This window comes from Neobacillus phoenicis (assembly GCF_047302305.1).
Taxonomy (GTDB): Bacteria; Bacillota; Bacilli; order Bacillales; family Cytobacillaceae; genus Neobacillus.
The window spans coordinates 4,962,789-4,989,777 of sequence record NZ_CP154847.1 but is presented as its reverse complement, the minus strand read 5'-3'; the positions used below and the strand labels follow the sequence as shown (position 1 = coordinate 4,989,777).

General features: G+C 39.2%; 27 protein-coding genes and 1 pseudogene. 16 read left to right on the top strand and 12 right to left on the bottom strand.

The window, feature by feature from the left end; all coding sequences use genetic code 11:
* The 6 genes from AA0X95_RS25470 to AA0X95_RS25445 form a co-directional block, all read right to left on the bottom strand.
* Entirely contained in the window at positions 1–987 is a 987-nt protein-coding gene (locus AA0X95_RS25470) for a DUF294 nucleotidyltransferase-like domain-containing protein (RefSeq protein WP_413303114.1), read from the bottom strand.
* 77 nt (positions 988–1,064) lie between these two features.
* Positions 1,065–2,327, bottom strand: a complete 1,263-nt coding sequence (locus AA0X95_RS25465; protein WP_413303112.1) for an ammonium transporter — start codon at positions 2,325–2,327, stop codon at positions 1,065–1,067.
* 200 nt (positions 2,328–2,527) lie between these two features.
* Positions 2,528–2,854, bottom strand: coding sequence for a MerR family transcriptional regulator (locus tag AA0X95_RS25460; protein WP_309866895.1), 327 nt, complete (start codon positions 2,852–2,854; stop codon positions 2,528–2,530).
* Between the two features lie 145 nt (positions 2,855–2,999).
* Entirely contained in the window at positions 3,000–3,167 is a 168-nt protein-coding gene (locus AA0X95_RS25455; RefSeq protein WP_413303110.1) for a hypothetical protein, read from the bottom strand.
* A 20-nt stretch (positions 3,168–3,187) separates the two neighbouring features.
* Entirely contained in the window at positions 3,188–3,325 is a 138-nt protein-coding gene (locus AA0X95_RS25450) for a hypothetical protein (protein WP_308080990.1), read from the bottom strand.
* A 191-nt stretch (positions 3,326–3,516) separates the two neighbouring features.
* The gene (locus AA0X95_RS25445) at positions 3,517–3,873 is read right to left on the bottom strand and encodes a hypothetical protein (RefSeq protein ID WP_413303107.1); all 357 of its coding nucleotides are present in this window, start codon (positions 3,871–3,873) and stop codon (positions 3,517–3,519) included.
* A gap of 236 nt (positions 3,874–4,109) precedes the next feature.
* Here AA0X95_RS25445 and AA0X95_RS25440 point away from each other — a divergent pair, with 236 nt between their 5' ends.
* The 3 genes from AA0X95_RS25440 (at position 4,110) to AA0X95_RS25430 (ending at position 6,417) form a co-directional block, all read left to right on the top strand.
* A complete protein-coding gene (locus AA0X95_RS25440; RefSeq protein WP_413303105.1) occupies positions 4,110–4,913 on the top strand; it encodes a basic amino acid ABC transporter substrate-binding protein in 804 nt (267 codons plus the stop codon).
* Between the two features lie 128 nt (positions 4,914–5,041).
* Entirely contained in the window at positions 5,042–5,698 is a 657-nt protein-coding gene (locus tag AA0X95_RS25435; RefSeq protein WP_413310256.1) for an amino acid ABC transporter permease, read from the top strand.
* Positions 5,695–6,417: an amino acid ABC transporter ATP-binding protein gene (locus tag AA0X95_RS25430; RefSeq protein ID WP_413303102.1), complete on the top strand. Its 723-nt coding sequence runs from the start codon at positions 5,695–5,697 to the stop codon at positions 6,415–6,417. The genes AA0X95_RS25435 and AA0X95_RS25430 overlap by 4 nt, the downstream gene beginning before the upstream one ends.
* 40 nt (positions 6,418–6,457) lie before the next feature.
* Here the strand turns inward: AA0X95_RS25430 and AA0X95_RS25425 are convergent, their stop codons facing one another.
* The gene (locus AA0X95_RS25425; protein ID WP_413303100.1) at positions 6,458–6,724 is read right to left on the bottom strand and encodes a zinc ribbon domain-containing protein; all 267 of its coding nucleotides are present in this window, start codon (positions 6,722–6,724) and stop codon (positions 6,458–6,460) included.
* A gap of 17 nt (positions 6,725–6,741) precedes the next feature.
* On the bottom strand, positions 6,742–7,251 hold the full coding sequence (locus AA0X95_RS25420; RefSeq protein ID WP_413303097.1) for a hypothetical protein: 510 nt from the start codon (positions 7,249–7,251) through the stop codon (positions 6,742–6,744).
* A 279-nt stretch (positions 7,252–7,530) separates the two neighbouring features.
* On the opposite strand from AA0X95_RS25420, the gene AA0X95_RS25415 reads away from it, so the two are divergent.
* From AA0X95_RS25415 to AA0X95_RS25375, 9 genes are all read left to right on the top strand, one after another.
* Positions 7,531–10,287, top strand: coding sequence for a GTPase domain-containing protein (locus AA0X95_RS25415; RefSeq protein ID WP_413303095.1), 2,757 nt, complete (start codon positions 7,531–7,533; stop codon positions 10,285–10,287).
* A gap of 78 nt (positions 10,288–10,365) precedes the next feature.
* Positions 10,366–10,851, top strand: coding sequence for a DUF3231 family protein (locus AA0X95_RS25410; RefSeq protein ID WP_413303092.1), 486 nt, complete (start codon positions 10,366–10,368; stop codon positions 10,849–10,851).
* Between the two features lie 70 nt (positions 10,852–10,921).
* The gene (locus AA0X95_RS25405; RefSeq protein WP_413303090.1) at positions 10,922–11,638 is read left to right on the top strand and encodes an MBL fold metallo-hydrolase; all 717 of its coding nucleotides are present in this window, start codon (positions 10,922–10,924) and stop codon (positions 11,636–11,638) included.
* A 56-nt stretch (positions 11,639–11,694) separates the two neighbouring features.
* Positions 11,695–11,922 (top strand): hypothetical protein, encoded by a 228-nt coding sequence (locus AA0X95_RS25400; RefSeq protein WP_413303088.1) that lies wholly within the window; start codon positions 11,695–11,697, stop codon positions 11,920–11,922.
* Between the two features lie 102 nt (positions 11,923–12,024).
* Positions 12,025–13,251 carry an RtcB family protein gene (locus AA0X95_RS25395; protein WP_413303086.1) on the top strand — a complete coding sequence of 409 codons (1,227 nt, stop codon included), beginning with the start codon at positions 12,025–12,027 and terminating at the stop codon, positions 13,249–13,251.
* Positions 13,252–13,369: 118 nt separating this feature from the next.
* The gene (locus tag AA0X95_RS25390) at positions 13,370–14,068 is read left to right on the top strand and encodes a response regulator transcription factor (protein ID WP_413303084.1); all 699 of its coding nucleotides are present in this window, start codon (positions 13,370–13,372) and stop codon (positions 14,066–14,068) included.
* 2 nt (positions 14,069–14,070) lie between these two features.
* Positions 14,071–15,006, top strand: a complete 936-nt coding sequence (locus AA0X95_RS25385) for a sensor histidine kinase (RefSeq protein WP_413303081.1) — start codon at positions 14,071–14,073, stop codon at positions 15,004–15,006.
* Between the two features lie 128 nt (positions 15,007–15,134).
* On the top strand, positions 15,135–16,058 hold the full coding sequence (locus AA0X95_RS25380; protein WP_413303079.1) for an ABC transporter ATP-binding protein: 924 nt from the start codon (positions 15,135–15,137) through the stop codon (positions 16,056–16,058).
* Positions 16,051–16,743: an ABC transporter permease gene (locus AA0X95_RS25375; protein ID WP_413303077.1), complete on the top strand. Its 693-nt coding sequence runs from the start codon at positions 16,051–16,053 to the stop codon at positions 16,741–16,743. Before AA0X95_RS25380 ends, AA0X95_RS25375 begins: the two co-directional genes overlap by 8 nt.
* A 703-nt stretch (positions 16,744–17,446) precedes the next feature.
* Here AA0X95_RS25375 and AA0X95_RS25370 read toward each other — a convergent pair.
* The 3 genes and pseudogenes from AA0X95_RS25370 to AA0X95_RS25360 form a co-directional block, all read right to left on the bottom strand.
* A pseudogene (locus tag AA0X95_RS25370) lies at positions 17,447–17,686 on the bottom strand (hypothetical protein); the annotation flags it as partial.
* A gap of 8 nt (positions 17,687–17,694) precedes the next feature.
* Complete coding sequence (locus tag AA0X95_RS25365) at positions 17,695–18,630, bottom strand: glycerophosphodiester phosphodiesterase (RefSeq protein WP_413303074.1); 936 nt, start codon at positions 18,628–18,630, stop codon at positions 17,695–17,697.
* 15 nt (positions 18,631–18,645) lie between these two features.
* Positions 18,646–19,608 (bottom strand): D-2-hydroxyacid dehydrogenase, encoded by a 963-nt coding sequence (locus AA0X95_RS25360; protein WP_413303072.1) that lies wholly within the window; start codon positions 19,606–19,608, stop codon positions 18,646–18,648.
* A 200-nt stretch (positions 19,609–19,808) separates the two neighbouring features.
* Here AA0X95_RS25360 and AA0X95_RS25355 point away from each other — a divergent pair, with 200 nt between their 5' ends.
* A complete protein-coding gene (locus tag AA0X95_RS25355; RefSeq protein ID WP_413303069.1) occupies positions 19,809–21,020 on the top strand; it encodes an MFS transporter in 1,212 nt (403 codons plus the stop codon).
* A 23-nt stretch (positions 21,021–21,043) separates the two neighbouring features.
* On the opposite strand, the gene AA0X95_RS25350 is transcribed toward AA0X95_RS25355, so the two are convergent.
* A complete protein-coding gene (locus tag AA0X95_RS25350; protein WP_413303067.1) occupies positions 21,044–22,315 on the bottom strand; it encodes a GDSL-type esterase/lipase family protein in 1,272 nt (423 codons plus the stop codon).
* A gap of 286 nt (positions 22,316–22,601) precedes the next feature.
* Here AA0X95_RS25350 and AA0X95_RS25345 point away from each other — a divergent pair, with 286 nt between their 5' ends.
* The 3 genes from AA0X95_RS25345 (at position 22,602) to AA0X95_RS25335 (ending at position 26,934) form a co-directional block, all read left to right on the top strand.
* Positions 22,602–23,369, top strand: a complete 768-nt coding sequence (locus tag AA0X95_RS25345; RefSeq protein ID WP_413303064.1) for a 3-hydroxyacyl-CoA dehydrogenase — start codon at positions 22,602–22,604, stop codon at positions 23,367–23,369.
* 106 nt (positions 23,370–23,475) lie between these two features.
* Entirely contained in the window at positions 23,476–25,221 is a 1,746-nt protein-coding gene (locus AA0X95_RS25340; protein WP_413303062.1) for a sigma 54-interacting transcriptional regulator, read from the top strand.
* A gap of 183 nt (positions 25,222–25,404) precedes the next feature.
* Positions 25,405–26,934 carry an acyl-CoA synthetase gene (locus AA0X95_RS25335; RefSeq protein ID WP_413303060.1) on the top strand — a complete coding sequence of 510 codons (1,530 nt, stop codon included), beginning with the start codon at positions 25,405–25,407 and terminating at the stop codon, positions 26,932–26,934.
* The last annotated feature ends 55 nt before the right edge of the window (positions 26,935–26,989 follow it).

Genomic DNA, 26,989 nt, shown 5'->3' with positions numbered 1-26,989 from the left:
TCATTCATCCCCATAATAATCTTCCTTCTCTAGTAACTTTCTAACGGTGTGATAGAGGGAGGCTCCACTTTTAATGATTTCTTTTATCTCTTTCGTTTGCTCTTTGGATAAACGGTTGATAGGCAGATAATGCCCCGAATCATAATCGCTTGAATGACAAAATAATAGCCGGTAGTTGAGCAACCTTGTAAATTGATCGATATAGTACTCTCTTTCTTTCGTTGACAACCATGTCGCAGGTATTTTTTCTAACCGCGAAAGAGTAGCTGTTTCCAACACGTTCTCTTTAATAGCTGCCAACCGTACGGCATTCACATAAGGTAAAAAGCCGAGTTCTTTTAGGTTTAATGAACCTGTATGGGAGCCATGTGTCTCTACTAAAAGCTGGCCTAACACGTTAATTCCTTTTTTTAGATGCAAAGTATTGTTGAGTAATTTTGTATGAAGATGATTTTTATTAATGGTTTGATAGATTTGGTTTTTTAAGACATTCACATACTCACCTTCACCATAAACTGACCGAGCATCAAGAAAGATTAGCAGATACCTGATAGACTCCCAGGAGGCTTCTAATGTCCAGTTCGCAAGTTGTTCCTGCCATTCGTTTATGGATTTACACCAAAAAGGATTACCAGCCATGATTCCCCCGTCACAATAAGGATATCCAGCTTGATATAGCCCTTTTGAGATTTCCTTTCCAAGTGTCAAAAAGTAGGACCTTCCCTCCTCACTTAGATGTTGATAAACGATCCCATGATCCTGGTCGCTCCAAATCGATTGCTCTTGCCGGCCGGCACTTCCCATAACAAAGAAGGAGAAGGGTGAAGGCGGGGGACCAAAGCGAACGGAAACATGATTAATAGCAGCTTCTAAAACTTTAGTCAATATTTGATGATGTAGTTGGTTTAATTGAAAATGATCATGTGAGACTTTTAGTATATGAGCCTTTCTATAATTTCCTATGTTTTCGTATGTTGTAGAATCCATCCTTACCACCTCCTATCAAAAAATGAAAAAGGCAGAGGCTGACCCACATGAATGAGAGTCAGTCTCGCCGATCATTATTATTGAGCTTTTACTTTTTGCTCAGTTGTTAGCAATTCTGGGTATCCATAGCTCCCATGCTCGCTCATATCGAGGCCGATGATTTCCTCTTCCTCTGTTACACGCAGCCCATTCATAAACTTTTTCATTAAGGCCAGTAAGATAAACGAAACAATGAAGGCGAAGGCTGCACAAGTGAATACGCCAAGTGCTTGAACGCCCAGCTGGTGGAACCCTCCTCCGTAAAATAACCCTGGCTTTCCGACTGTAGCTAATTCTTTAGTTGCAAAGAATCCAGTGGATAGTGTTCCCCATACACCAGCGGTTCCGTGCACAGACAAAGCGGCTATCGGATCATCAATTCCTCTGCTTTCAAAGAAACGAATGCTATAAAAAACTAAGATGCCGGAAATAAAGCCGATTAGAACAGCGGCCCATGTTTCAACAAATGCACAAGAGGCTGTAATGGCAACTAAACCAGCTAACGCGCCGTTTAACATCATAGGCACATCAGCTTTACCCAAAACCATCCAAGAAATAATCATTGCAGCAACCGTTCCAGCTGCAGCCGCAAGATTTGTATTAATGGCCACGAATCCGAAAAATCCTTTGTCAACCGATAGGGTACTACCAGCATTAAATCCAAACCATCCTACCCATAAAAGTAATACGCTTAACGCAGTGAAGACTTGGTTATGGCCGGAAAGGTTATTGGCTGAACCATCTTTATTAAACTTCCCAATCCGAGGTTTTAAGAGAATAGTAGCAGCAAGAGCTGCCATTGCCCCTGTTAAGTGAACAACCGTTGAACCTGCAAAATCTTGTTTTCCATGTTCCGCTAACCAGCCGCCTCCCCAAATCCAGTGAGCGATCGGCGGATAGACGATGACCGAGAAAAGTACGGCGAAGACAAGGTAGGCACTCAATTTAGCTCGTTCTGCAAATCCGCCAAATGCAATCGTTAATGAAATCCCTGCAAATGCTAATTGAAATAAAAAGAAAACCGATCCAGATAATGATAAGCCTTTGATATCATACCCGGAATATAAGAAGTTGGAAAAACCGATGATGGAATTTCCTTTCCCAAAGATCAACCCATATCCTACTGCCCAAAACACAATGGAGCTTATTCCAAAGGTTAGGATGGTTTTCCCAGCAATATGTCCTGCATTCTTCATTCTTGTTGATCCGGTTTCAAGAAGGATAAACCCTCCGATCATTAAAATAACGAGTACAGCACTAACCATTACCCATAAACTGTTCATTAAAAATAAAGTATCCATTTTTCTCCCCCTTTAGAATAATGTTAATTTTTTTAACATTTAGTGTAGTTGTATTTTTACATGAATAAGTGGTTGAATCTATAAGTTTGTAAGGTTATCTAACATGGTTTTTGAAGGATGAGCTATTTTTGAGGTTGATAGGGGATTTTAGCATAAAAAAACCTTGCTCCTAACAAGGAGTCAAGGCAATAAATAGGGATTTAATTTTTTCGAATGCCAAATTGAGCATTCAGCTGTCCTTGGATCATCTTCCGGCGAATAGCATCCTGGTTGATTTTCTTTTGCTCGCGAAGCATTTCTTTTCTAATTTCATGTGTTTGAATACCGTCTTCGATTTTATTGGCGATTTCCATTAACAATTCAACATCGGAAAAAGAGAATTTTCGGCTGCCTCCTGCTGATCTTTCAGGAAAAATAAGTTTCCGCTCTTCGTAATATCTTATTTGTCTTTCTGAAAGACCCGTAAGATCTCTAACGATTCCAATTGTGATTACCTTCTTATCTTTATATGATAAATCTTTCCCCATTTAAACTCTCACCACACCCGTTCGTGTTTTAGTTGGAAAATTCACAATATACATTACATTATACGTTAGATTTTCTCACATCGGACTGGATTTTGGTACTATCATGCATAATTTTTTTGAAAAGGTTATTTGAGTAGAAGTGATATTACTTATTAGCGGGGTATGTTTTTTTATAAAGATTTGCGAGTTCTCTGATGGTAAGGGTATGAAGCTCGCTGGCGGATGTACCGCCGCTTTGTTGTTCCGATTCCATTAATTTTTTTATATAAAATTGTTTTAGCCGTTCGAGGCCTTTACGTAAATGAGTGGCCAAATTTTTCCCTCCTCATGATTCTAATAATTTTGTAGTTTTCTTAAAAGGTCGTTTGCCTGGGAACCCATGACCTTCATTAGTTCCTCGTACAATTCATCTCGTAACCTATCTAACTGAAGAATCTTTTCTGCTAATTGAATCTCTTGTCTTTGATACATATATAATCTTCCTCTCTGTGTTTATATTGAAAAACTTATCTGAATTTGTACCCTTTGTCAGTAACTGTGTAAGAAAAGGTAACAGGATTTTTCCAGATGGCGAAAATCAATGGGAGAAACGCTCATAACTATGTAAGATTTATATAAAAAAAGAACCAGACAGTACGCGCCTGGTTCTTCTTAAATGACTATTAATACTCTCCATCAAACGGTGTGAATGGAACGTTAAATCTTCTTTCAAGAACGCGAACACGTTGGTTAACTCGTTGGAGGCGGCGTTGAAGCTGATTCACATCTCTTTGAAGTTGGTTGATTTCTCTTTCCTGGCGTTCATTTTGTCTTTCTAGTTGATTGACTCGACGCTCTAGCTGTTGAGGCTGGCGATTTGGGTCATGTTGGATTTGTGTTGCATAAGGGTCGTGTGTTGCATAAAGGTCTTGAGTTACATAAGGATCGTGTGTTACATAAGAATTCATTTGTTCAGCTGGAACATAGCTATGATATTCAATCGGCATTTGTGGATGTTGATAATAACCATAAGGGTTCATTGGGCATCTCTCCTAACATGATATATACCCTATAAATTATGCCGGGACTTTCGGTGGGTAACGGCGAATGCCCAATTTAAAAAAGACTTTATTACGGTAGTCTATTAGTGTATTACTATAGTGAGAAAATTTTAACGATTGAATATAAACACAAAAAAAGTTATAATCATTTATATTCAAAATATTATTAAGATTTGGTAAAATTGTTTTTATAAAAAAATAATGGAGGTCTAGAAATGAAGAAATTAAAATTAGTTTCAACCGTTTTCATGGTGGCATTTCTCTTAATTCTATCAGCCTGTGGGACAAGTAAAACAGGAGGCGATGGAGGAAAAACATTAAGAGTCGTTACCGATGCTGCATATGCGCCATTTGAATATCAGGACAAAGGAGAAGTTGTAGGTTTTGATATTGATTTCATTAACGCAGTTGCTAAGGAAGCAGGAGTTAAAGTAAAGGTGGAACATGTAGGTTGGGATCCATTATTTGTGGAACTGGACAAGAAAACTGCTGATCTTGGAATCTCTGCCATCACGATTAACGATGAGCGGAAGCAATCATACGACTTTACCGTGCCGTACTTTTTATCAACTAATAAAATTCTCGTACCAGAAGGCAGCGATATTAAGAGTGCAGCAGATTTAAAGAATGGTAAAACAGTTGCTGTTCAAAACGCAACGACTGGACAAGAAGCTGTTGAAGGCTTATTAGGTAAAAACAATGAGAAAATTAAAAAATTCGAAAATAATAATCTAGCAATTCTTGAATTAAAGAGCGGCGGGGCAGACGCAGTTGTTGCGGATAATACCGTTGTTGAAGAATATGTGAAAAATAACCCGAAAGATAAATTCGTCGTTATTGAAGATTCAGGTGCCTTTGCAAAAGAATTTTATGGGCTAATGATGCCGAAAGGAAGCAAGCTTAAGGCAGACCTTGATAAAGCAATTAAGGAAGTAATTGATAACGGAACATACGCTAAGATTTACAAAAAATGGTTTAAGGTAGAGCCAGATACACAAATTCTAAAAGACCAACAATAATAAGTACTGAAAAAATTGCGTAACTCTTCAAAACAGCAGTTACGCAATTTTTGGTTATTTTTGCAACACTGTCTAACAACCGCACTCGATGCATAGGGAGCATCATGTCTGTATAGGGGGATCAAATGATGGATTTTCGTTGGGATATTTTAGCTGAGTACGCTCCTTTTTTTCTAAAGGGGACGTTACTAACTATTGGTCTTTCAATCGCCAGTATAATAATTGGAACGGTACTGGGGTTATTAATCGGTTTAGGAAAAATGATGAGGAACAAGCTCTTAGCTTTACCTTTTAGTATTTATATCACCTTTTTTCGTGGTACTCCATTACTCGTGCAAATTCTACTAATTCACTTTGCAGTGGTACCTTTATTCACTGGGAGTACAAACGCTATCGCTGCTGCCATTCTAACTCTGTCGTTAAATGCTGCTGCCTATATAGCAGAGATTTTCCGAGCTGGCATTCAGTCCATTGATCGAGGGCAAATGGAAGCGGCCCGTTCATTAGGGATGACTCACGTTCAATCTATGTGGAATATTATTTTACCGCAGGCATTTAAACGAATGATTCCGCCATTAGGAAATGAATTTATTGTCCTCGTTAAAGAGTCGTCACTAGCCGCTCTAATTGCAGCCCCAGAATTAATGTATTGGGGACGAGCTATGCAAGGACAGTATTTCCGGGTTTGGGAGCCATATATAACGGCTGCAGTTATTTATCTGGTGTTAACTCTCTCACTAAGCTTCTTGTTATCCCGTCTTGAAAGGAGGTTGGCAACAGAATGATTGAAGTAAGAAATTTGAAAAAGTCATTTGGAAGTAATGAAGTTCTTAAGGATATCAATGTTACGGTCAAGCCCCAAGAGGTGGTAGTTGTCATTGGACCATCAGGTTCTGGAAAATCCACTTTTCTGCGCTGCCTTAACATGCTTGAGACGATTACAGGTGGCCACGTTTATATTGAAGGAGTGGACTTGACAGATAAGCAGACAGATATCAATAAAGTCCGGACTGAAGTGGGCATGGTGTTCCAGCAGTTCAATCTTTTTCCGCATAAAAAGGTGATTGAAAATATAATGCTTGCCCCTATGAAGGTAAGGAATGTACCGGCAGAAAAGGCAAGGGCAAAAGGATTAGAGCTTTTGCGGAAAGTAGGATTAGAAGACAAGGCCGAGGCCTATCCTGATTCTTTATCCGGTGGGCAAAAGCAACGGGTAGCAATTGCCAGGGCGCTCGCAATGGAACCGAAAATCATGCTGTTTGATGAACCGACATCTGCACTTGATCCAGAAATGGTTGGTGAGGTACTAGAGGTTATGAAGCAGCTGGCAAAAGAAGGCATGACCATGGTTGTGGTTACCCATGAAATGGGCTTTGCTAAAGAAGTGGGCGATCGGGTAATCTTCATGGACGGTGGCTTAGTTGTCGAAGAAAATGTCCCAATTGAGTTATTCGATCATCCAAAGGAAGAACGCACAAAAGCATTTTTAAGTAAGGTGTTATAACTATCACAAAAAAGGAGGCCAAGACGGCCTCCTTTTCTGCTTATTTACTTTGATTCCATCTTTGGAGCTTATGTATATTTCTCGTAAACATTCCAGCAATAAACTTGGGCATTCCAAATTCAACAATCTTCTGTTTTACTCGTTCCTTCATTTCTACGACTGTGATATCCGGCAAAGTGAATTCTCCATTCATATAGCAATGGCTGCAATACTTGGTGCTTTTGTTCCCGTCTTTTTCCGTACCGCCTCCAAGTTCATCTTTTGCTAAGGGCATTCCACAGCTTTGACAGTTTTTATAGGTCGTCATTTTTCACATTCCTTTTCTTATTTTTCAAAGTCAAATACATCAACAATCTTGTCGGCTTTGATCCGGTTTTGACAGAGCTTAAACAATTGGCTCAAAAAGTCATCCATCTCATGCGGAGAGGAAGGGAGTTTGATTTGAACCGTTGTCGAGCCAAACATTTGTTTAAAAAAGGCTTTTCTTTGGTCGTTTTTCCCGTCGCGTTTAAACGGCTTATACATCCAAACAAAATGAGGAGCTCCACCAATCTCTTGAATTTGCCGAATCTCGGCACAGGTGGTGGACTTGTCATGTGCATAAATTACTAAATAGTAGTTTTCATTGCGATGCCAATCAATGAATAAAAAATAATAGCCTGTATCACTATCTAGCCGGTTTACTTCATATCCAGCTAATGTATATTTTCCGTTAGTCCATTGATGGAACTTCGGTAAAACACCGCCAACTGTTTCAAGCTTCTTTATTTCAAAAGTAAAGAGATTTGCATTTTCAATACAATTAGATAAAACGATCGCTTGTTCCTTGTCCAAAGTGAACTTCTCCTTCTATTCTTTGGTTTTATTATACGTCTCTCGTGGTATAAAAGGGAAGAAGGTCCCATCTGTCTTATTAATCAATTCTTCTATTCTTCTTATGTTCAGTTACATTTGACTCCAAATTGACATACAACTGACATCTTTTTAAAAAATACCTCTGATAGAATCTTAATAATTGGGACTTATATTCTGAACTTACATCGAATACTATATGGAATAATTGTGCCTCTTTTCCATATGAATGACATAGAGTGGTTGCAATTGGAGGGAAATATGATGACGTTAGAAAAGCAATTAAAAGAAAAGACCTATTATAAAATGTTCATTAATGAACATGAGGATATTCACCCGATTCAGGTGCTTGGTGACGCATTTCAAGAGGAAGCACAAAAGGATGTACCTGATTTATCATCGATTCGCTTTGCTCAGGGGGAAGTGTATTTTCAACACAAAGATTACGAGGCAGCCATTTTTAAATGGGAAAATATCACTGATGAACTCGAGCCATGGGCAAAGAAAAATACAGCAGATGCCTATTATCAATTGGGGCTGTTATCAACAGCAGAAGATTTTTATACAGCTATACAATCTGATGATCTCACATTAAATACAGAAGTGGCTTTGCATTTATTTACACTATATATTGAGCGAAACAAAATAGACGCAGCCGTTTCTACTATTAAAAAGACCGTTGCGTCCAATCCAGATTATCCAAACGTGACGGAAATTGCCCGCGTATTTTTTGAAGAACAGCAGGATTGGAACAATGCGATTGAATTAGCAGTAAATGAAGCGAAACGCACAGAATCGTTAGAATGGTTTGATGTGCTAAATACGTATGTCGATAAAGGTGTAACAAAACATCAACAGCCAAGTTATTTTTCACAAGCGTTAATTCTCTTGTTTGCACATGATCATGAGAGGTTTGAACGGCTCATTGCTTCTCTTTGGGAGAGTTACCTGAATGAAGAATCATATTTTACGTGGATTTCAGAAATCAATCACTTGTTATTAAATCTTGATATTGATCGAGGCAGTAACTGGACTATCCTTTCTCAACTTCATAAGGAAACTTATTTAAGCTTAATTGAGGGAAGATATTTCATTAAAATGCTGCAAGGATTTATCCCAGACCTTTTAACGAATTGGTTCAGACTTGCCGATCAATCAACTGTGGTCATTTCATCTGCAGCAGTTCTTTCGTGGAATGAACTTTTTCCGGAAAGCATCAGCAGGTCAATTGTGAGTGAAGCAGAAAATTTATTAAGTACAACCGAATTACATTTTGATGAGCAAGATGAGTGTCTATCACTGCTTAATAGCATCTTAAGTTGGGCTGTTGCACATGACATGGGTGAAAATAATCGAGTGAAATGGCTCGTTGAACAGTTAAGTGATTTTGACACCCAGCATATATTCATAGCAGGATTAACTGGTAGCGGAAAATCGACTTTCATTAACACCGTAATGGGAGAAGAGCTACAGGATGGTTCGACCTCTACTGTGGTGATGTTTACTGATGCAGAGGAAGAAGAAATTCTGGAAATTACGGATAATACCTTCACAATCTTACCTGATTTTTCTGATTTCCAAGAACGGATGGATCGACGCCGAAATGCTTTAGAAGCGATTATCGAATTTAGGCAACCTAACCAATTTTTACAAGAGAATAAAATAGCTTTCATTGATACCCCTGGATTAAAAGGGAACCAATATGAACAGTTAGAAGTATTAAGGAACCTGCATGTAGCAGACAGAATTCTTTTTGTACTTGATGCTAATTCGCGGTTTTCGGAGAAGGAACGAATGGTACTTAGTCAAATACAAGAGTTAGCACCAGACATTCCGGTTCATTTTCTTTTAAGTAAGATGGATACGATAGAAAATGAGCAGGAAGCTATTCAAATTTTTGATGAGACCAGCTCGTTGATTCATTCATTTTTACCTGATGCAAAAGTTTTTGCTTTTTCTTCTCAATATGATCGAAAACAACAGTTGCAGGACTTAACCAAATTTATTCAGTCTATTAAATATACAAGAAATATAGAAGATAAGCGTTTGGCTAAGCTGTTGTACTATATCCGTACCACGATCTCTAGTCTTTTACAAAAAAGGATTGATGTGGAGAATCAGCTAGTAGAATCCATCCGCTGGAATGAAGAAATGTTAATTAAGTTAAATGGAGCCGTAAATCAGCTGAAGGACACAGAAGTTCAAAAAACGAAGGCTATTGTGAGTTCCTATCGTGCGATAAAGGAAACCATTCAGCAGGATATTTCGGCAACTGTTCCGAAGATGCTCCAGGAATGTTCTTCTTTGATTAAGGAAGATAGTAATTTTAGTAAAATTCATGTTGACCTTAATGAAGAAATGAATCGACGGATTCAAGAGTATTTAGAACAAACGGTGATGCCGAATTTCTACCTCTCCTTCCAGGATTGGATTGAGACTTGTCATGAGGAGTTCAATCTAAGTCAGGAATATTTAAATGAAATGTGTGAAGGCTTTAACCAAATGTATGGGGAAGAACGACTCAAGCTGGAGTGTGATTTTAAGGTACTGGATGATTGGCGTCGCGATACGGATCGTATGACAAGTCGATTCCAGCTCGAAACCGTTAATATTCTGCTCCGCCGGACTCCATCACAATTTCTTTTAAAAAGTGCTGGGAAGCTACTAGGAGCCATCTCTCAAAATAAAGCATTACTCTACAATAAATATAAATCCTTTGTAGAAAATGAGGATTATTCAGAAGCAATTTCTGCTATTAATCAGCAGTTCTTCCAGTCCTTTGAGTTGTTTGAAAAATCCTTAGAACGAGATGTCACGTTGTTCTTCAAAAGCCCGGCGACCATCTTAAATCGTTCAGTGGATGAGACACATACTGAAATTCAGACAAACAAAGAAATGCTGAACAAATTGAATACGAATCCCGAAATGTTCCGCGATCCATTGACGTTATTCGAAGCAAGACTTCGTCAATTCGAATGGATGACCGTAGCAGGAAAAGGGATGCAAACGATCTACTAATCATTCAGGGAGATGTCTACGGGCATCTCCTCTTTTACATTATGGCTGTGTTAAATGCTAATGTTGTTTGTATAGACAATGTTGATTGGAGCGGAAGGCACGAAGACTCCTGCGGGAGTACGGGGCAGGGGAGACCCCGCAGGAGCAAAGCGACGAGGAGGCTCCCCGGCATGCCCGCGGAAAGCGAAGTGCCTGGAGCGGAAATCAACATCCAAATTTAACACTGCCAATTTATTAAAGCACATTAAAGTTTTTAGCAGTTATTTGGAGATGGATTCCCTTCCTGCTCCTATGTCTTATGACCAGGAGGTAACGGAATCTATTGAATCACCCTTCTCCGATAAATTAATGATGTTTCATTTTAACCTGATGATTTATGTGGGGATAGGCAACTATGGAGTCTCTATTGCTGAAAGTCAAAGAAGTGATATGGTAATTGACTATTCCCGTTTAAATGCTGAGATTTTAAAGTATTCGGAGGATGGAGCAAATATTATGATTGCAAATGGGTGGTTAGAGCAGCCTCCAATAGCTGCCAATCGAAGGGATCTGGCAAAGGAATAAAAGGAAATAGAAAAGGTTTATGGAATATATATAAAGACAGAATAGGGAGGAATTTTTAGGAGGATAAAAGGTGGAGAATATTTTTAAAACGGTAAAAGATAACGTATATGTGCTAGCTGTTTGGGATGAGAGCTGGGGCTCGTATAATAACTGTTATTTTATAGTAGAAGAACAGTCGGTTACGGTGATTGATTCGGGGAAACAACAGCACGCTGTGTTCATAGAGCAGGCATTAAACAGCATTGGAAAGTCAGTCGATGATGTGGTTCTTTGCTTGGCCACACATGGGCATGAGGATCATGTACAAGCTGCCTCTATTTTTAAACATGCAAAAAAAGTGATTCATCCAAATGAGAGAGAGACGATAGAAAGTCCTGAACCTGAACAATTTTTATATGAATTGCCTAGTAATGGAGGTTATGGAGAGTTTGATTGTCAGTTGGTTGGCTATCATACCCCAGGCTCAGTTGTTTTTTATCATAAACCGTCTAAGATTTTGTTTACGGGAGATTTTTTATGCTTTTTCGGCGACCCTTTATCACCAGATGATTTGGTCTCGGTAGGAACAGAGCTTCGCGAGAAATGGTTGAAGTATTTACGAAATGGTGGAGTGTCAGACAAACATCTTCCTCCGTTTCTTAATGGGTTAGAAATCCTGTCTACCTTTGACCCTGAGGCAATGTGTTCGGGTCATGGTGGAGTCCTGACAGGTGATATAAAAGAGTTTATTGTAGAGTTATTGAAGACGGGAGAAAAATTATTGGAGACCGCTCAAATAATTGAATAAACAAGAGGAAAAGGTTAACTCTAAGTACATAAATGACCGACAAAAAGGAGCTAACTGTGAAGCCATTTGAAATTAGTAATATGATTATTGATGATGACTTTTATAATGAAGAATATGTAACAGCGGACTTTTCTTATCAAAATCATGACTACAGTATTACGTTTAAAAAGGCAGACCTGGAAGTAGTGAATGCCTGGGTATTTAAAGATGGTACGTCGCTTCCGGCTAATTTATCAGAAGATATGGTGGAGTTAATTAAGGAAGATGTTCAAAAGCGGATCTAGTTGAATAGACTAGGTCTTTTTTTTATCAACTAAAAATCCATTGCCCAAATCCTCCATAAATGGTAGCCTATTGGTAATCTGCTTTTGAAGGAGGGAAAACGAGTGATTAAAATAACGGGGTCACAAACAGAAGCGAGAGTATTTTCAAATTATCCTCAGGAAACGGCTATTGAGCAAATTCAAGAACTTTGTAATCAATCATTTTTAAAAGACACAAAGATTAGTATTATGCCAGACTATCACGCGGGAAAAGGATGTGTCATCGGAACAACCATCCAGTTGAAGGATAAAGTTGTGCCGAATCTTGTGGGCGTGGATGTTGGCTGCGGCGTGCTTACGGTCAAACTTCAGGACAAAAAAGTCGATTTTAATAAGCTTGATCACGTCATTCGCACGTACGTACCAAGCGGGCAGGAACTCCATTCTGATGAAACAGTCGGATTTATTAACACGAGTTTTCCTACCATTCATGAATTTAAAGCGGAGCAGATCTTAAGTGAAAACAGAAGTCGGTATAGCTTAGGAACACTTGGTGGAGGAAACCACTTTATTGAGGTATCTGTTGATTCTGAGGGCTACCATTACCTAACAATTCATACCGGTAGCCGTTATGTTGGGGCGAAAATTGCTACTCATTATCAAAAAGTGGCGATTTCTAAACTTCGCAAACATGATTTATCGGAGATCATTGAACAATTAAAAACTGAAGGTAGACAAAACGAGATTCAATCAGCAATTGAAAGCTATAAAGATAAAAATCCAATCATTCCGAATGATTTAGCATATTTGGAAGGTGAAGATTTTCATAATTATATGCATGACATGAAGCTGGCGCAAGCATTTGCAAAAGCTAACCGTGAAGAAATTGCACGAGCGATTACGGAAAACATGAGATTTGAAATGGTTGACCGCTTTGATACTGTCCACAATTATATTGATACGGAAAATATGATTTTACGAAAAGGGGCCGTGTCTGCACAAAAAGGAGAGCGACTTATTATCCCAATCAATATGAGAGACGGCTCTATATTAGCAGTTGGAAAAGGGAATGAAGAGTGGAATTATTCAGCACCACATGGAGCAGGACGTGTCTTAAGCCGAACAAAAGCAATGAAAACCTTAAACATGGCTGATTTTCATCAGACGATGGAGGGGATTTGGACGACGTCCGTATCCGAAGAAACCTTAGACGAAGCACCAATGGCCTATAAGCCAATGCAGGAAATTTTAGAAAAAATAGATGAAAGCGTGGAAATCGCTGGATTCATTAAACCAGTATATAACTTCAAGGCAAGTGAGAAGTTCACACCTAATCGGTATAAGAAATAATATAGGCGGGTAAAGAGAGGCAGTTCCGTCTCTCTTTTTCCTTTTATAGGCCGATTGAAGGAATTTCAATGCAAAATATGGAAATATACTATATAGGAATAAACGGGGTGAGGAAAAAGTGAAACACAAAATATTGTTAGTTGAAGACGATTCGGCCATCAGTGATATGGTAAAGGGCCAATTCACAAAAGAAGGCTACGAGGTGGTACCTGCATTTGACGGGGAACAAGCCCTTGAGGTATTTTCACGTGACACATTTGATTTGATTTTGCTGGACTTAATGCTGCCTAAGCTTGATGGAATGGAATTTCTGAAAATCATCAGGGAGAAAAGCATGATCCCTGTATTAATCATGTCGGCTAAGGATGGAGATTTAGACAAAGCATTAGGATTAGGATTTGGGGCAGATGATTATATTGCTAAGCCGTTTTCGATGATTGAGCTGACGGCTAGGGTGAAGGCAGCCATCAGAAGAGCGACACACTATTCTCGTACCGAACAAAAGCAAGAGAAAAAGTTGCTGACTGTTGGTGACTTAACGCTGGATTTGGAGAATTTCTCCGTCCACAAGAACGGCAGCGAAATTAAGTTAACGGCAAAGGAGTTTCATATCTTGAAATTGTTTGCTTCACATCCAAGCCGCGTTTATACAAAGGCACAAATCTATAGTTTAGTTTGGGAAGATGAGTACTTCGGGGATGAAAATGTAATCAACGTCCATATGAGAAGACTACGAGAAAAAATTGAGGATGAACCTTCTTCACCAAATTACATCAAAACCTTATGGGGAATTGGTTACAAGCTCGGGGAGTTTTAATTATGGTCACCTTTTTACTCTTTATCATAATTGGATTAGCTGCACTAAACTTTTTGCAATATCGATCAAATAAAAGTGACCAGTCTAATTTAACGTATCTCTACAAAAAGCTGCAGCGCATCATCAACGAACAAACCGATGAAAAACTGCTACTACATACAGATCGTGAAGATATGAAACAGCTATTAATCCAAATCAATCGTCTCTTAGAACACAACCAGAAAATCATGGCCAGCTACAATAAGACGGAAATATCCATGCGAAAAATGCTTTCGAATATCTCACATGATTTAAAAACACCACTGACCGTTGTACTAGGGTACATTGAGATTATGTTAAATGACCAAAATAGAAGTCAGAAAGAAACGGATGAACTTTTGCAAAAGGTCCATGGGAAAACAGTGGAAGTTCTAGAACTTATTAAGAGGTTCTTTGATTTGGCAAAGCTTGAGTCAGGGGATAAAGACATCCCATTAACAAGAGTGAACATGAATGAGATTTGCAGGAAAAATATATTAGGCTTTTATGAGGTTCTCACCTCGAAGGGATTTGACGTAGCTATCGAACTCCCTGAAGAAAATCTTTATGCTCTTGGGAACGAAGAGGAACTCGATAGAATCTTGAATAATTTGATATCAAATGCCATCCAATATGGAAGTGAGGGGAAAGTGCTTGGTCTGACACTTCGAACGGATGAACATTCTGTTTATGTAGACGTATGGGATAAAGGAAAGGGCATTAGTGCGCTTCATAAAGATTTGGTGTTTGAAAGAATGTACACTCTAGAAGATTCACGAAATAAATCATATCAAGGAAGCGGCCTCGGTCTAACAATCACAAAGAGGCTGGTAGAAAAAATGGACGGAGAAATTTTACTTAACAGCAAACCATATGAAAAGACTACATTTACTGTCAAGCTCAATCGAATAACATACTAAACATCAAGGGTGTCTCGATTTCGGGTCATCCTTTTCTTTCTTAAGAATTTCGTAAGATTTGATTAATAAAAAAGAAAACTCTACTGACTAGAATAAAAGTAGTTAAAGACGAAGGGGAGCTGAAAGAAATGAGCTACATCATTAAAACGAATCAACTAACAAAATCATATATGGGCAAAGAAGTTGTCACAAACGTCAATATGAAAGTAAAAAAAGGAGAAATCTACGGATTCCTCGGACCCAATGGTGCTGGTAAAACGACGATTATGAAGATGCTTACCAATCTAGTGAAGCCGACAAGCGGTGAGATTGAAATCTTTGGTGAGAAACTTACCAACACGTCTTATGAACTACTGAAGCGGCTGGGCAGCATTATTGAATATCCTGTTTTCTATGATCGATTAACAGCAAGAGAGAACCTGGAACTTCATTGCGAATATATGGGCTACTACGATAAAAAGGCGATTGATCAAGCATTAGATTTAGTCAAATTAACGAATATCGAGGATAAACCTGTAAAGGATTTCTCTTTAGGTATGAAACAGCGACTCGGCATTGCTCGTGCAATCATTACCAAACCAGAATTGTTAATCTTAGATGAACCTATTAACGGGATGGATCCCGTTGGCATAAAAGAACTGCGTAATCTTTTTCAAATGCTCTGCCGTGAATATGGCATGACTCTTTTAATTTCTTCACACATTCTCGGTGAAATTGAACAGATTGCCGATACAATTGGAGTTATTAGTGACGGGAAGTTAATAAAAGAGGTCCCAATGTCTGAAATTCAGGAACAAAATACAGAATATCTTGAGCTTGCTGTTCATGATGTGAAAAAGGCCCTTTATGTATTGGAGGAGGTTCTGAAGTTTACGAATTTTAAAGTAGTAGAAGAGGGGCGTTTCCGGATCTATGAAGCAGGAATCTCTCAAGCGGAAATCTCTAAAACGCTTATTCTAAATGGAGTTATGATTGAAGAACTCAGTAAGAAGAACCATTCACTAGAAGATTATTTCTTAACAATTATTAATGGAGGCGGTATAAGTGCGTAAATTAATCGGTCTTGAAATAAAGAAGTATAAACTATTCTCTTATATAAAGAATGTGTTAATTGTCAATGTGGTTGTAATGGGTGTACTTTGTTTGCTGTATTTTGCTGAAAAAAGTGATGGAAATATTCCTTTTCCTAGCTATGATATGGCCTTCGGGGCATTTGGCAGTCTTATTAGAAGTATCTTTATTATCTTTGCTGCCGTACTGATCTCTAGGCTCATTATTGATGAATATAAAAGTAATTCTATTTCCTTAATGTTTATGTATCCGATTAATCGGAAGAAAATCATCATTGCTAAGTTAATTATAGTCGCATGCTTCACGTTCCTAACAATTTTCTTGTCGAACCTCTTTGTTGGTACAATGTTTTATTTAGCAGATTCGTATTTCCATTTTGTACCTAAGGCTTTAACTTCTGATGTATTAGTTAATGGATTGCTTAGCATGACTCTTGGCGCGATAGCCTCAGCGGGAATGGCCTTAATTCCTCTGTATTTTGGAATGAGGAAGAAGTCAGTTCCAGCAACAATTGTATCTGCGATTGTTTTGGTTTCAATCACTAGCTCTTCCGCTGATAATGTAAATATTTTTTCATTCATTTTCGTCCCCATTGCCCTTGCTCTTGCAGGCTGCGTAATCGCTTATTTATCCTTTAGAAATATTGAAAAGGTGGATATCAATTAACAAAAAGGAAAGGGCTGTCCTTTAGAGGTGCAGACATTTTGTCCTTCATCCACCCGATGAAGGACAATTTTCATCTTCATCTATTACATTTTGTCCTTCATCCACCCGATGAAAGACAATTTTCATCTGAATCTACTACATTTTGTCCTTCATACCACTGATGAAGGACAATTTTCATCTGCATCTATCACATTTTGTCCTTCATCCACCCGATGAAGGACGATTTTCATCTGAATCTACTACATTTTGTCCTTCATCCACCCGATGAAAGACAATTTTCATCTGAACCTACTACATTTTGTCCTTCATACCACTGATGAAGGACAATTTTCATCTGCATCTATCACATTTTGTCCTTCATTCACCCGATGAAGGACGATTTTCATCTGAATCTACTACATTTTGTCCTTCATCCACCCGATGAAAGACAATTTTCATCTGATTCTACTACATTTTGTCCTTCATACCACTGATGAAGGACAATTTTCATCTGCATCTATCACATTTTGTCCTTCATTCACCCGATGAAGGACGATTTTCATCTGAATCTACTACATTTTGTCCTTCATCCACCCGATGAAAGACAATTTTCATCTGAATCTACTACATTTTGTCTTTCATCTCTAAATAACAATGAAAACACCAGCCTATCTCTATATAAAAACAATAAAAACCCTTCCTCTTAAGAAAGGAGAGAAGGGTTTCATCCAAGCCATGCCACATACCACATGCCACACGGCCTAAACCACATCTTATTTCTTCCAGTAAACTGCTCTTCATCAGTAGATCCCTTCAACGCCGTTGTAGAAGATGTTTCACCTGAAATCACCATCGATACCTGATCAAAGTACCCTGTAACAACCTCACGTGGGTGACGAGTTGCAGTTTAGCCGTATTGCTCGCTGTCAAATTCAGATTGTTGCAATTCAGAGTGAGCTGCCACCCATTTCCTTATTTTTCAGCTACTATTTTTAATAGTAAATCTGGTCGATTGGTTAAGATTCCATCTGCACCTGCATCTAAGAGTTTTTTCATCTCTTTTGGATCATCGATGGTCCAATAGCTTATGCCTTGTCCACGTCGGTGTGCCCCGTTAATCAACTTTTGATCGGTTAAATCAAATCCGCTATCTGTGGTGGGGATTTGAAAGGAATCAGTTTCTGGTTGATAAAGGTTCCGTAGGAAGAATTTATGGAAGACAACGAATTTCGTTACCTCTTGTTTCCCGCCACAAGTCGCTACCCGGTCTTTCGCATACTTGTTAAAAGTATCTAGAATATCTTGGTCAAAAGAAGCCACCAGAATTTTATCCTCCATGTGATATTTCTCAATAAGTGCCCATAGTTTAGCGGCCATTTCTTCGGTTCGTTCAGACGGATTGTCGTCCTTAATCTCCATTTCGATTCTCAAATCACCAAATGTCTGAAACATTTCTTCGGCGGTGGGTATATAGACTCCTTTGCCACGGTAGCTATAGTTGCCCTTTAGGTCTTTAAACTGGTACCCCGCATCAAGCTTTTGGATTTCCTTCAATGTCATGTCTGCAACCTTGCCATGTCCATCCGTTGTCCGATCGACGGTCGGGTCGTGGATAGCAACCAAGTACCCATCTTTTGTAATGTGAAGATCGGTCTCAATCACATCCACCCCCATATTTGCCGCGTTCGTAAATGCTGCCATCGTATTAGATGGGGCAAGAAGTTCACCTCCTTGATGAGCAATGACTAACGGCCGGTTATTTTTGAAAAAGCTCTTTTGACTTATTTGATTAACAGGTATGAAATTAACAGCCAACAGAAAAATAAGGATGGCTGGAACAATATATTTTAACGCTTTTACAAGGCGCTTTTTCTTTATCGTTGTTTTATCGAGTATAACTTGCTGCATGCTGTTGCTCCTTTGTTAATATCCCTTTGTAAAATTAACCCGATTAATGGACGGGATGTTTCCTGTTAGATATTCCTTTAAGTTAGGGATAAGGATATTTTCGATAACCCGCTTATTATAGTGCTCTGTAGAACCAGAGGTGTGAGGCGTAATGATGACATTCTCCATTTCCCATAATGGGCTTTCCGCGCTGAGCGGTTCTTTTTCAAATACATCTAATCCAGCACCGGCAATAATGCCATCCTGTAATGCTTGAATGAGATCGGTTTCCACCACAATTTCACCACGGCCGATATTAATGAAAAAGGCAGAAGACTTCATCTGCATAAATTGTTCTGCACCAAATAAACGGTAAGTTTCTTTCGTAAGAGGTAAAGTCACTACCACATAATCGCACTTTGGAAGCAGTACCTCTAACTGTTCAGGTTTGTACATCTCATCGACATAATCTGCTGGTTGGCCTGAGTGCCTGACACCAAGGACGGTCATCCCAAATGCCTTTGCAATTTTAGCTGTTTCTTTTCCGATCTCTCCAACCCCAATGATGCCGACTGTTTTTTCATGCATTTCTAGTCCCATATGGGCATGGTGCCAGGTCTTTGCTTGCTGGTTTTTGACATATGTATGCAGTTTGCGTGTTAAGCCAAGCATTAAGGCAAAAATCGTTTCAGAAATAGGGTAGGCATGAACACCATTGGCACTGGTTACCGTGATGTTTCTCTGATTTAGTTCATCAAGTGGTAAGTTATTCACTCCAGCACTCCAGGTTTGCAGCCACTTAAGTTTTGATTCAGGGGCAAGGATTTCATCCTCAAGTCCCTTTTTCCAGCCAGCAATAATTTCGGCCTCCTGCAAATGTTCCTGCCAAACTTCTTTATCTTTACCAATGAGTAACTCCCAGTCAGGTAAGATATTTTCCAGTAGATTGATATGGTCTTGATCTAAATTATGGGTGATTACTAGCTTCTTCTTTTGCATATGAATCCTCCGTTCGTATGATGTTTAACTGATTTAATGATAACGTAAATAGGCAGAAATATTAACTTGTTTTGAATAATCTTTCTGGTTTCCTTTTTCCAGCTTCTGTGCTATTATTTAGCGATACGAAATAAATTGAAGGAAATACGGATTCTCTGATTGAGGATTTTTTTTTATTGTAATGAAAGGGTGTGGATGGTTTGAAGGAGCGTTTATGGACGAAGTCATTTATTATGCTCATGGTAGGGAACTTGTTTGTGTTTATGTCTTTCCAAATGCTTATTCCGACTCTCCCGCCATATATAAAGTCAATTGGAGCATCTGGGTTAGAGATTGGGTTAGTAACGGCATTGTTTTCGATAGGTGCTGTCATTAGCCGGCCTTTTATCGGCTTTATGCTTGAATATAAACCGAGAAAAACACTGGTGATTTCGGGTGCAATTATGCTCTTACTGATTACGATTCTTTATCCGATTTCACAAATAGTGCTGATTTTTCTATTATTCCGCTTAGTCCATGGGTTAGCTTGGGGTTGGTCAACTACGGTTAACGGGACGGCAGCAGTTGATGTCATACCCAATTCACGGCTTGGGGAGGGGATGGGCTATTACGGCCTGTCGATTACGATTGGGATGATTATTGCGCCAAGTCTAGGAATCTTTTTATATAAAATTACTTCATTTACCAATCTCATTTATATCTCAGCACTGTTAGGGGTTATTGCGATTGTTTTACTTATGATCGTTCGCTATCAAACTCCTGAAGCAGTCCTAAATACGAAAAAAGAAGATTTAAAGTTTTCCTATGTAGGGTCGTTAGTGGAAAAAACAAGCCGGTTCCCTGCGTTTATTACGATTATCATTAATCTTGGCTACGGCTCCATCGTCACGTTTATTGTCATCTTTGGTCAGGAAAGAGGCATTGAACAAATCTTTTTATTTTATATTTTTAATGCGCTGATGGCTACGGTAGCGAGACCGATTGCTGGGAAATGGTTTGATGAAAAGGGCCCATTCGGACTGGTACTTTTCTGTACCGCGCTAACATTTATTGGCATGTGGGTACTCTCTTATGCTCATTCAAGTCTTTTCATTGCAATTGCAGGAGTGTTTTTTGGTTTAGGCTTTGGCTGCTTGATCCCGACTCTTCAGTCTTGGGCATTATTAATGACGCCGACGAATCGTCGTGGTGTAGCTAATGGAATGATTTTTTCGTCCATTGATTTAGGGATCGGGCTGAGCGGCGTGATTTTTGGGGCACTTGCTCAATTTGTGGATACGGCCACGATCTTCCGAATTGCTAGTATTTTTTTACTAGTTGCTATTGCCTTAGTGATTATTATGGAAAAAAAGAAACGGGCTGCGTCCCAGGAAAATTTAGTTTCTAAGAAAAAGGTCAGAGCCTCATATTAATGGGGCCTGACCTTTTTTATTTGTTATGCATTCGTTTTTCTTCTATTTTGCTGGATTTTCATGACAGTGAACCCTGCTAAAATCAAACCAAGACCAATGGCTAAAGTGTTGTAAATGGGTGATGCTGTATTTGGTAATGTATAACCACCTCTAGATGTAGGAGCAGTTTGGATTGGTGTTGCAGGTGTTGGTGTTGGTGTTGGTGTTGGTGTTGGTTGTGGTGTTGTATTCTGATTATCCGAGTTATTTGGATTCGGAGCTGGTTCTTCCTTCGCTTTAATGGTATCGATTTTTATGGTAGCGACTGACTCTAATCCTAATCCATCGAGTAAATAAACAGTGTAAGTATCATTTTTGGTAACCTGGAACTTATTATCTACAATGTCGATTCCGTTATTAGAGAAATCATTTATTGTCTTTTCACCAGATAGCCATTTCAATACAAGAACCTTTTTGGCACTGATGTTGACGTTGATGGTTACTGGATCAGTTGTCTGTTCTGTAGTTGATGGCACTAAAACTGGTTTTGTTGTTAACACTGATAAGGCTTTTTCTCCTGCCATTGCTAATGCTTTGTGACCAGCAGATGTTGGATGTATATCATCTGGTAAAATATAAGTTGTTTGATTTCCGTTGAAAGCTGAATAGGCATCTGCTAAAAGAGACCCAGATTGGGCAGCAACGCTCTTTATTACTCCCTCGTTAATACCTGGAATAATTTTTTCTCCAAGTTCATGAATGGGACCAGCAGCAAAAGGGTTATACATGTTATAAAGAATAATAGGGGCATCCGTGTTAAGAGATCTAATATAAAGTATGATCTGAGTTAAGTTATTAGTAATTTGTACGGCTGCATTCCCTGCTGCAATAGTAGCATTATCTAAAAGTAATTTTAGTTGTTCAGGTGGTAAATCGGCAGCTGGAGGGTTTTCCAAAACTTCCTTTATACCTGGAGCTTGTAATAAATCATTATTACCAATTTGCAATGTAAAGACATTTGCTTCTTTAATAAAATTAATATTTTCAGGTTTCGTTACATTAGCTAATAATTGGTCCGACCTCCAGCCGGGATAACTAATGTTTTTGGTAACAGTGTATTTCCCATTGCCTATGAGATAAGGGAATGCTTCTCGCGATGGTTGCGGATCTACCCTCTTATAACCAAAAGCAATGGAATCACCTAATGAAACCAAATTAGGTTTGACAGGTACAGCGTTAGCAAAAGCAATAGATGAGAAGAATGTACTGAAAGCTAATACTAGAGTAAATAGAATGGATAATCTTTTAAACCTCAAAAAAATTCCTCCTAAAATATAGTAATTGTAACCAAATTCTATTATATTCCTGCAATTATTTAATACTCAATAACTTTTAATCTACAAATTATGCGAAAAGTCCTATGATAAATGGGGTGCCCACATCATGTGTGTACAATTATTGGTCACTATTCTTCATGAATTGTCCAAACAAAAAACAGAATAACAATAGAAGCATACTCGTTCGTTAGTTTGTATAGGAATTTCCATTGGCATAATACTTGCATATTAAATTAATAGAAATTCAATACAGGAGGTATGTCATTTGAATGTTAAGGCTAGTTTGGCAATAGTTACAGGAGGAGCATCAGGTTTAGGTGAAGCAACGGTGCGTAACATTTTTGAGAAAGGTGGAAAGGCAGTTATTTTTGACCAGTCAGAGGAAAAGGGGAAGCGCCTTGAATCTGAATTAGGTGAAGCGGTTTTATTTTTAAAGGTAGATGTAACGAAAGAAGAAGACATCCATGAAGCAGTAAATAAAGCAGCTGACTTTTTAGGAGAAGTAAATACGCTTGTAAACTGTGCGGGAATTGGGATTGCCGAGAAAGTCATCGGCAGAAATGGTGCCCATAACCTCTCGCTTTTTTCTCGAGTCATCAACGTTAATTTAATTGGGACCTTTAACGTAATTCGGATTGCCGCTGAAAAAATGTCCGGTAACAAAGTAAATGAACAAAACGAGAGAGGTGTGATTATTAATACCGCCTCTGTTGCTGCCTTTGACGGTCAAATCGGTCAGGCTGCCTATAGTGCTTCAAAAGGTGGGATTGTCGGCATGACCTTACCGATTGCAAGAGAGCTAGCAAGGTTCGGAATCCGTGTGATGACGATTGCCCCGGGACTGTTCCACACACCAATGTTTGATACTCTCCCACAGGAAGCGAGAGATTCTCTTGGTAAAATGGTGCCGTTCCCACCGAGGCTTGGCTATCCGGCAGAGTATGCCCAGCTAGTCCAAAGTATTATCGAAAATCCAATGCTAAATGGTGAAACGATTAGGCTGGACGGAGCGATTAGGATGCAGCCGAAATAATGCAAGAAAAAGAGAAGAGGAGATCTTCTCTTTTTTATTGTTTAAAAATTCAAAAATCTCTCTCTTTTTTGTTACAATAAAACTATGTAAAAAGGGTGGTGACGAAATGGATGAATTTAAAGATATCATTACACCAGTAGATTGTATGATTACCGAAGAGACGACACTTAAAGAGGCCCTTGATTTAATGCACGAAAAGAAATGGAACCTGCTTCCTGTAACAAACTCAGACAGAAAATTACTGGGTGTTTTCACCAGAAGTAGCTTATACCAAATGGTAGTAGCAGAAAAACCCCTTACAACTCCAATTAAAAAATACATAAAAAAACAGGTAGAAACATTAAAAATTAACACTCCCTATGAACAGATTGAAAAGATTGTAAAAAACAGCCAGGTTGGTACAGGTGTGGTTATCGATGAACGGGACTGTGTGGTCGGGATTTTAACAAAAACGGATATGGTTATGTCTCTTTTACAAACCTCGCAGGAATTACAAACGATTCAAACGCTAAAAAGGACATTAGAGACAGCGATTGATCATGCATTTGACGGGATTGTCATGACGGATGAGAAGAGAAAAATCCAAATGGTCAGTCCGCCCCTTTTAGAATTATTTAATCTTCAAGTAGAAACCGTATTACACCAACTAGCTGAAAAAGTTTTACCCCAGCTCCACTTAGAAAAAGTCTATAAATCAGAAACAGCGGAAGTGAGCGGATTTTTAGAGATAAATGGCATTAAATATATTGTTCATCGCATTCCCATAGTTGAGGATGGAAGAGTAATCGGGGCTATTGGCAAGGTGGTATTCCGCCAACTAAATGAAGTAAGTGAGTTATTCAAGAAGCTGCAAAAAGCTGAGAATAAGGCGAGTTTTTATCATCAGCAGTTTCAAAAGTCGGAATCAGCCAGGTTCACATGGGACCATCTATTGTCCGTAGATCCTTATATGGATAAATTGAAAAAGAGTGCTACCAAAGCCGCCAAGGGACGGTCGACGATTCTGATCCGCGGAGAAAGTGGCACAGGGAAAGAATTGTTTGCTCATGCCATTCACAAAAGCAGTGCAAGAAGCTCAGAGAAGTTCATTGTCGTGAATTGTGCAGCTATTCCGGAGGATTTGCTAGAATCAGAGTTTTTTGGATATGAAGAAGGGGCTTTTACAGGAGCGAGGCAAAAAGGAAAGCTCGGTAAGTTCGACTTGGCCAATGGTGGCACCCTTTTCCTCGATGAGATTGGCGATATGTCATTAGCTCTCCAGGCAAAACTATTAAGGGTCCTTCAAGAGAGAGAGTTTTATAGGGTTGGCGGAACAGCTAGAATTCAGGTGGATGTCAGAATTATTGCCGCAACCAACCGAAATCTCGAGGAAATGGTTAAAGAAGGGACGTTTAGAGAGGATTTATATTACCGACTTAATGTCATTTCATTGATTGTCCCGCCATTAAGGGACCGCCTCTATGATGTCGATCATTTGATTGGACAGTTCATGATTGAATTCAATCAAATTTTGGGCACCAGTATAACTGGGATGGAGGACCAGGCAAGAGAGACACTGTTAGGGTACGATTGGCCTGGGAATGTACGCGAATTAAGGAACGTAATGGAACGGGCCATGACCTTTGCTGAAAGCGGCAAAATTAAATATGAGGACTTGCCTGATTATGTGACTAAGAAGGTGTCCATTTACGAACCATTAGGGAATGTTTCCTTAGTTGAAAATGCAGAGCTAGAAGCGATAAAAAAGGCACTTGTCCAAGTTCAAGGAAATAAAGTAAAGGCAGCGAGATTACTAGGGATTAGCCGGTCTGGTTTATATGAAAAAATAAAAAAATATCAATTGTCCACGTAGGCAATAAGGGGGGGCAGCCCTTTGTGTCCAATTTTTGGACAGATACTTGTCGTCTGTGTATGTATGTAAAACATGGGTGGATTGAAGAATACTGCCCAATAAGCTATCTTTTGTTTTCTAAATATTGGCATAAAAATTGCATGTATAACGGTGAGTCTTTTTTATAAAAGGAGGATCCCAATTATGAATATTGGCAGCCTATTAACACAAAATGCGAACAAATATCCTGAATTGTTAGCCATCGAATGTGAAGGCAGAAGCTATACGTACCGTCAATTTAATGAGGAAGTCAATCAACTGGCACACGGTTTAATGGCTGAGGGAGTTAAAAAAGGTGACAAGCTTGCATTAATGATGAAGAATTCGGATCACTTTGTGTTTACTTTTTTCGCGGCTGCTAAAATTGGTGCGGTTGCCGTTCCAGTTAACTTCCGACTGACGGCTACCGAGGTTCAATATATTTTGCACCAATCGGATGCTGCAGTTGTTGTTTGTGACAAGGAATTTGAATCCATCATTGCGGAGGCGAAGCAGGGTTCGGCAGTCCGCTTAGTGGTGACCGTTGGTGAACCAGAAACAACAGGTTATTACTCATATGAAAAAATTCGATCTGCTAACAAAGAGGAACCTAAGGTTGAGGTATCTGAAAAAGACGATTTAGAAATTCTGTATACTTCAGGAACAACAGGCCGTCCAAAGGGAGCATTGTTTAATCACAGCCAAATTTTTAAAGTGGGCATTGCAGTAGTCATCAATATGGGGATCAGGCCGCATGAGCATATTCTACATTTAGCACCACTGTTTCACTCAGCACAGCTGAACCTATTCCTTATTTCCGGTGTGGCACTTGGTGCAACCCATATTATCCATCGTGATTTCCATCCAGTCAAAACACTACAAGCCATTCAAGAGCATAAAATTACCCATCTATTCGCCGTACCAGCTATGTATAACTTTCTTCTTCAAGTGCCGAACGCAGTTGATTATGATCTTTCTTCAATTAAGAGAGTCGGGTATGGTGCTGCACCGATGGCACCAGAGTTGGTTAAGAAAAGTATGCAACTATTTAAAACAGATCAGTTTTACAACTTGTGCGGTTTAACGGAAGCTGGACCTGGAGGCATTCTTCTTGATCCCGAGGGACACAAGAATCATCTTGGAAAGGGTGGCAAGCCGATCTTCTTAACGGAAACACGGGTAGTGAATGAAGAGGGGATCGATGTACTGCCTGGCGTTATTGGGGAATTTATTGTTAAGAGTCCAATGGTGATGAAGGAGTATTATAAAAAGCCGGAGGAAACGAAGAGCACGCTGAAGGATGGCTGGCTTTATACAGGGGATTTAGCAACGATGGACGAAGAAGGCTATATTACACTTGTAGACCGGAAGAAAGACATGATAATCTCCGGCGGGGAGAACGTGTATTCAGTGGAAGTGGAAAGTGTTCTCTTTGAACATCCGGATATCCTTGATGCCGCGATAATCGGGTTGCCGGATGAAGTTTGGGGTGAGGCGGTATGTGCAATTATTGTCCCTAAAGAAGGGGCTGTGGTTGATGAGCAGGAATTACGAAGCTTCTGCCGGCAAAAACTCGCTGGCTATAAGGTGCCTAGACGGATTTTTATCGAAGAGCAGTTGCCGAGAAACGCCTCTGGAAAGGTATTGAAATACCAGCTTCGGCAAAAGATGCGGACAGAGAGTAATGTGAAGTAATGTAAGGCGGGATGGAATTTGTAGATAAGTAGTGATTTTGTGTAGATAAGTAGTG